Raw genomic sequence first — 5,866 nt, forward strand, 5'->3', positions numbered from 1 at the left:
CGAGCGCGTCATGAGCTACTTCCAGGACCATCGCGTCCGCTATGCAGCTTAAGACTTCACAGGGCCGCATCAATAGGTGCGCGTGGGCGTGACCGCAAATTGGTTGCGGGCATCCGGATTCACCCACTGGGTCGCTGACCGGTGGGCGCCGTTTCAAAAAACCTCGGCGGTGCGGGCACGGTCGTTCCCATCCATAGAGTGACCCACGTTGGCGCCGATGTTCGCGCTCACCAAAGCGCCGATCACCGTCGCGACCGTGCGCCCTCGTCGGCCACCAACCTGATTGCCCAGCGCACCGCCGAGCACCCCGCCGATGATGGTACCGCCCATTTCATTGGGCCCTCCCGGCGCAGCACAGCCCGCCAGACCCAGCGTTGAAAGGCCAACGGCCAACGGCCAACGGCCAACGGCCAACGGCCAACCAATGTGGTTTAAATGTGTGCATGATTTTCACTTTGAAACGGTGTGAATAGAAAAGGGCTTTGTTGCACAAACCCCGCTCAACGACCTGATAGCTTCAGCCCATGACAGAACCCAAGGGCATCAAGACCCGCTACAAGACCACCAACTGGGCTGCGTACAAAGCCGCACTCAAGGCCCGAGGATCGGTGACCATCTGGTTGGACAAGGTCATGCAGTGGTAAGCCCCGGCCAATGGTCGGCGAGGTCGCCAGCGGGTGTTCTCCGACGCCGCCATCCAGTTCTGTCTGAGCATCAAATGCCTGTTCGGTCTGGCCCTGCGCCAAAGCCTGGGTCTGGTGCAAAGCCTGCTGCGCATGGCGGGGCTGGAGTGGCGTGTCCCCGACTTCAGCACCGTGAGCCGGCGCCAGAAGAGCGTGCGTGTGCAACTGCCCTACCGGGCCAGCACCACAGCGCTGGACCTGCTGGTGGACTGCGCAGGCATCAAGTTCCTGGGCGAAGGGAAGTGCAAGCGCAAGAAACACAGGGCCGAGTACCGGCGCCAGTGGCGCAAGGTGCACCTGGGCATCGATGCGAACACGCTGGAGATCCGAGCCATCGAGGTCACCGACAACAGTGTGGGTGATGCGCCGATGCGGCCCGAACTGCTGAGCCAGATACCGCCCGATGAAGCGGTGGCCAGCGTCAGCGGGGACGGCGCCTACGACACCAAGGCGTGCCATGCGGCGATAGTCCAGAAAGGAACGCAGGCGGTGACTCCCCCGCGCAAGAACGCCCAACCGTGGAAGGCGACCCGGGCGGGAGCGCTGGCGCGCAATGAAGCGCTGCGAGCATGTTGCAGGCTGGGGCGCGGCATCTGGAAGCAGTGGAGCGGCTACCACCGCAGGAGCCTAATGTCGACCAAGATGCACTGCTTCAAGCGTCTGGGCGAGCGGGTCACGGCGCGCACGTTTGAGCGTCAGGTGGTGGAGCTGCATGTGCGTGTGGCTCTGCTCAACCGCTTCACACAACTCGGGCGCCCGACCACGGTGCCCGTGCTTGCCATGGCATAGCTGCGTCTGGGGTGGGGGTCATCTCGTTTCGCTTTCAACTTGTGCAACAAAGCCCTTCAAAACCGGTCACCGTACTCGCCGCTGAGGACCGGAGCTCGCCTCGGTGCAGCGGGGCGCGGCACCAGAGCGCACTCACACGTCGCGTTAACCGGCTTGACATGGCGCATGTGCAGCGACAAGCCCAGCGCGGCCAGACGGTTCCCGTATCTCTTCGGCCAGAGGCGAAAATTCGGCTTCCTCAAAGGCAGCGTGTTTTTGGTATTCGGCGACCAAGCGGTGCAGTTCACTCACATCGAGCGTGGTGCTCTGGCCTTTGGCAACCGGGTTGAGGCCTTTTTCGAGCTGCTTCCAGAGCGCTTCAACTTACGCGGCTGCGCGGCAGAAGGCGTCGAGACAAAACGGATGGGAAAGTAGCCCAACTTGGACCTGCTTTTGAAGCAGGTGGCCGACGCCACGGACAGAAAAACAGGAACGAAATGGGGCTTTTTACTGCCCGTTGCAGCCGACGAGCAACGGCATCGCAGACACGGACAACCCACTCATCCATCTGTGGCTGAGTCAGACCTCACGGGCTGGGCACCAAGCGCTCGCAAAGGGCTTGTTCCAGGTTGACACTCTGGGGGCATATCAGTCAATCAGCTGCTTACACCACCAAGGCGAACCCATTCCATAAACCAGGCAATGAATCCATTTTCAGATGGTAGCAATCTATATTACTGTTCTGCGACCTCTTCCGAGTCCAGCGGGATTTCCGCAGAAACAAGATCTTTCCATTTTGTTGCCTCGGTATGCCCAAGCTCGGATGCCATCGCCAAATAGTGCAGGCTTTTTTCGATACTGATTTCTCTGGTTGGAGCATCTGGAATCACGTCATAGTACCAATACATTCCAAGTCCATACATCGCATCTTGATTGCCTTGGTTGATGGCGGTTTGGGCTGTTCTTACAAAATCAATTTTGTAATTTTTCAGGGCAACCACATCGCACGCGTCGGGCTCTTGGCAGGACCAGAGGTCATCTAGTATTTTTTCGATATTTTTGAAATCTCCTCGCCTGATTTCGTCAAGGTCATGGTCTAGCTTCGCTGATTTTTCTGACCGCTCTTGGTCTATCATTGCTGCCAAAGCATTGACCACCATAATGTCATCGGTGTCGACATACTTGGCATCCTCGGCATCCTCGGCATCTACGCCTTCCGCGCTGTCCACGCAGGAGCTCTGAAAGCTGCTCCCAAATGGATTGATCGCAGCCATGCCGCAAGGTGCGGCGCTGTTGTCGTCGTCGCTGTACTTGATGTGGTCATTTACAGCCGGTGTATTGAAATTATTTCGGCCAGATCCGGTTGATACTTTAGGCAGATCAACCGGATCTGGACGCAAACAATAAACCACCGCAATCAGTGCCAAAATAAACAGAGTGGTTGATCGCAAAGTCATAAATTAATTCATGCGCTCACTCAACTTCCTGATTAAACGGGCTTTTGGGGAAACCGAGCCTTCAAGGCCCCGTTGACAAACAGCTCGTAGAGATCTTCTCTAACGATTCGCGCCTCTCTCAAATACCTTGGATTGAAAGTGGTGTAGGTGATCGCACCGGTAATGGCCGCTATTCCAGCAGCGCCTGTCACTGAGAGCGCTGCAAAAAGTCCAGTTGTTTTGTCAATTTTGGGGTCAATTGCTGTGTAATAATATGTAGCAAGAAGTGTGCCAAATGCCGCCAACAGCGAAAACCCTGTCGTGTAAAAGACTTTGTCTGCGGTAGCTTTAAAAGCCATTGCATCTGAAATTCTGGTATTGATGGGTTTCATCAATACGGCGCCTGCCAGCTCAAACACGTATGAGGTTACCTCGGGGTCGTACCAGCCTATCAACCAGCCTTGATTGTTGTTATTCACTTTGTTTGCATCATTGAATTTAAACTCTTGTCGGTATATGGTGGGGAATACATATTGCGCTTTGCCCACTAAAGCTCCGAGAGTTCCCAATGCGACCAGTGAGCTACCTACAAAAAGTTTCGTGGCGCTGGAAAAAATAGGGGCGCTTGCGAGCTTTCGGGCGTGGTGGCCGCCGCTGGAGAGCGAACCTACGTGTACCCAATCGCGAAGTTGCCAGGATAATATTTCCACAGATCCACGCATGGGATCCTTGACTTCTGGAGTGAAAACGTATTTATCAATCGGTTTATCATCCTTCCAAACTGTAACGCTCCTTGACTTTGTACGCAAAAATTTGTCTTTTTTATATGGATGTCTCCAATAAACATTGGTTTCTGATGATCTGATAGTCCATTTACCGGGAACCCCTCCAAGCTTATCTAAGCTAAGACCGCCTGGAATTGTTCGCTCTATTTCAAAGCCGAGGCTGGGGGCAGCATCTGCCGATTCAGCATACAGTGCGCCAAGCAACCCCGCGCTGGAGGGGACCAAAATACCGGATGCTAACGCGGTGGTATTTTTTAAAAGTTCTCGTCTTGTGGTGGTCATGATTGCATTCTTTCTGAATTTGAAGCGATTTCGACAAAAGATTGGATGTGTCTTGTTCTTAGCTGGTTTAGGCTGTGGTGATTGCATCCTTTCAGACTTTTGGAGTCTGGCAACACAGACGTCAACAAAAACGTATTTTTTGTTACCGACTGACATGTTTTAAAATGTAACATTCATTCATTGTGGGCGCCGAATACGGTCTTGCCCATGGCCCGAAAGTGACGGTTTTCTCAATCACACGCCAAAAAGTACGGGAGTTTGTGAAAAAAGACACAAAATTGCTGCCCAACCATTGCAAGGGTCAGGCCGGTGCCCTGACTCCAGAGAATTTCGCAACTGGCGAGTCTCAACGGCAATAGGTGGGTGGAAAAAAGTGCCAACCGTCCCCGAGTTTCCGGCTGCGGCAAGGGCCACAGTCCTCAGAAGCAGGCTTTGGTTGGGCTCTTTTTCCCACCGTTTCGCTTCGATGCCTTCTGCCGCGCAGCCTCCTTGGGCGAACGGCAGCGAAAATTCAAATTTCACAGGGCCAAAGCAATCGGTCGCGCCCGGCTGCCTACTCACGCAGCAGCCGCTCACACGCGCCAAGGCCCTCCGCTTGACACCCATGTCAATGACCCCGAAGGATTGGGATAACCCGCACACGCATTGCAGGCCAGTCACCTCTGATGACAAGCCGTTTATCAGCCGTTGAGTTCCGTGACTGCCGGGCGGCCGTGACACCTCAAAGCCCCAACAACCGGAAAGGAAGCGCCTTGGATTCGAGTCCATCTGTCGTAACGCACTTGCCGGCAAATGCCCGGTTCGTGACGATCCGGATCGCCGACGATCACCCGCAAGGTCGCGCCCGCGCTGGCTGCCCGGTCATCATCAAACCGGCTGAACTCACGCCGCTCACCGCGCTGGCCGCGGCCGAACTGGCCATTCGCGCCGGCATCCCAGCCGGCGTGCTCAACATGGTCACCGCCGATGCCGACAACTCCATTGCCGTGGGCAAGGTGCTGTGCGCCAGCGACGTGGTGCGCCACATCAGCTTCACGGGCTCCACCGAAGTCGGCCGCATCCTGATGGCGCAAAGCGCACCCACGGTCAAAAAAATGTCGCTCGAACTCGGCGGCAACGCGCCTTTCATCGTGTTCAACGACGCCGACATCGACTCCGCCGTGGAAGGCGCTTTTGCCAGCAAATACCGCAACGCCGGCCAAACCTGCGTGTGCTCCAACCGCCTGTACGTGCAGAGTGGCGTGTACGACGAGTTCGTCACCAAATTCGCGGCCAAGGTGAAGACCGCCAAGGTGGGCAACGGCTTTGAAGACGGCGTGAACCAGGGCCCGCTGATTGAAGAAGCCGCGCTGGTGAAGGTGCAGCGCCACGTGGACGACGCCCTGGCCAAAGGGGCGCGCGTGGTGGCCGGCGGCAAGCGCCTGGCAGGCCAGTTTTTTGAGCCCACCGTGGTGGCCGACGCCACCGCCGACATGTTGTGCGCCAAGGAAGAAACCTTTGGCCCGTTCGCCCCCATCTTCAAGTTTGAGACCGAGCAGGAAGCCGTGGACGCCGCCAACAACACCGAGTTTGGCCTGGCCAGCTACTTTTACAGCCGCGACATTGGCCGCATCTACCGCGTGGCCGAAGCACTGGAATACGGCATGGTCGGCATCAACGTGGGCATTTTGGCCACCGAACACGTGCCATTTGGCGGCGTGAAACAGTCGGGCCTGGGCCGCGAAGGCTCGCACCACGGCATGGACGACTATGTGGAGATCAAGTACCTCTGCCTCGGTGACATCCTCGCCTAACGCGGCCACATGCATGAGTGAATGAATTAAGGATGCGGTGAATATAGATAAGGCCTGATAAAGTCTGAACTTTGTCTGGTTTTCGTGATCAGAGAATCATGGAAAAAGAAAGCGCAAGA

4 protein-coding genes and 2 pseudogenes are annotated in these 5,866 nt (G+C 56.1%); 3 read left to right on the forward strand and 3 right to left on the reverse strand.

Annotation, left to right across the window (positions count from 1 at the left end; translation table 11 throughout):
• Positions 1-153: 153 nt before the first annotated feature.
• Positions 154-330 carry a glycine zipper 2TM domain-containing protein gene (locus ACTG4K_RS18435; RefSeq protein ID WP_439115683.1) on the reverse strand — a complete coding sequence of 59 codons (177 nt, stop codon included), beginning with the start codon at positions 328-330 and terminating at the stop codon, positions 154-156.
• A gap of 194 nt (positions 331-524) precedes the next feature.
• On the opposite strand from ACTG4K_RS18435, the pseudogene ACTG4K_RS18440 reads away from it, so the two are divergent.
• Together ACTG4K_RS18440 and ACTG4K_RS18445 are read left to right on the forward strand one after the other, a co-directional pair.
• Positions 525-1,472 (forward strand): annotated as a pseudogene (locus ACTG4K_RS18440) (IS5 family transposase).
• A 165-nt stretch (positions 1,473-1,637) separates the two neighbouring features.
• Entirely contained in the window at positions 1,638-1,886 is a 249-nt protein-coding gene (locus ACTG4K_RS18445; RefSeq protein WP_439115684.1) for a hypothetical protein, read from the forward strand.
• A 299-nt stretch (positions 1,887-2,185) separates the two neighbouring features.
• Here ACTG4K_RS18445 and ACTG4K_RS18450 read toward each other — a convergent pair whose 3' ends face one another.
• Entirely contained in the window at positions 2,186-2,908 is a 723-nt protein-coding gene (locus tag ACTG4K_RS18450) for a hypothetical protein (RefSeq protein WP_439115685.1), read from the reverse strand.
• Positions 2,909-2,940: 32 nt separating this feature from the next.
• A complete protein-coding gene (locus ACTG4K_RS18455; RefSeq protein WP_439115686.1) occupies positions 2,941-3,954 on the reverse strand; it encodes a hypothetical protein in 1,014 nt (337 codons plus the stop codon).
• Positions 3,955-4,779: 825 nt separating this feature from the next.
• Between ACTG4K_RS18455 and ACTG4K_RS18460 the strand changes: the two are divergent.
• Positions 4,780-5,747 (forward strand): annotated as a pseudogene (locus ACTG4K_RS18460) (aldehyde dehydrogenase family protein); the annotation flags it as partial.
• Positions 5,748-5,866: the final 119 nt, after the last annotated feature.

Origin of the sequence: Hydrogenophaga sp. (genome assembly GCF_965657535.1) — a bacterium.
Classification (GTDB): Bacteria; Pseudomonadota; Gammaproteobacteria; order Burkholderiales; family Burkholderiaceae_C; genus Hydrogenophaga.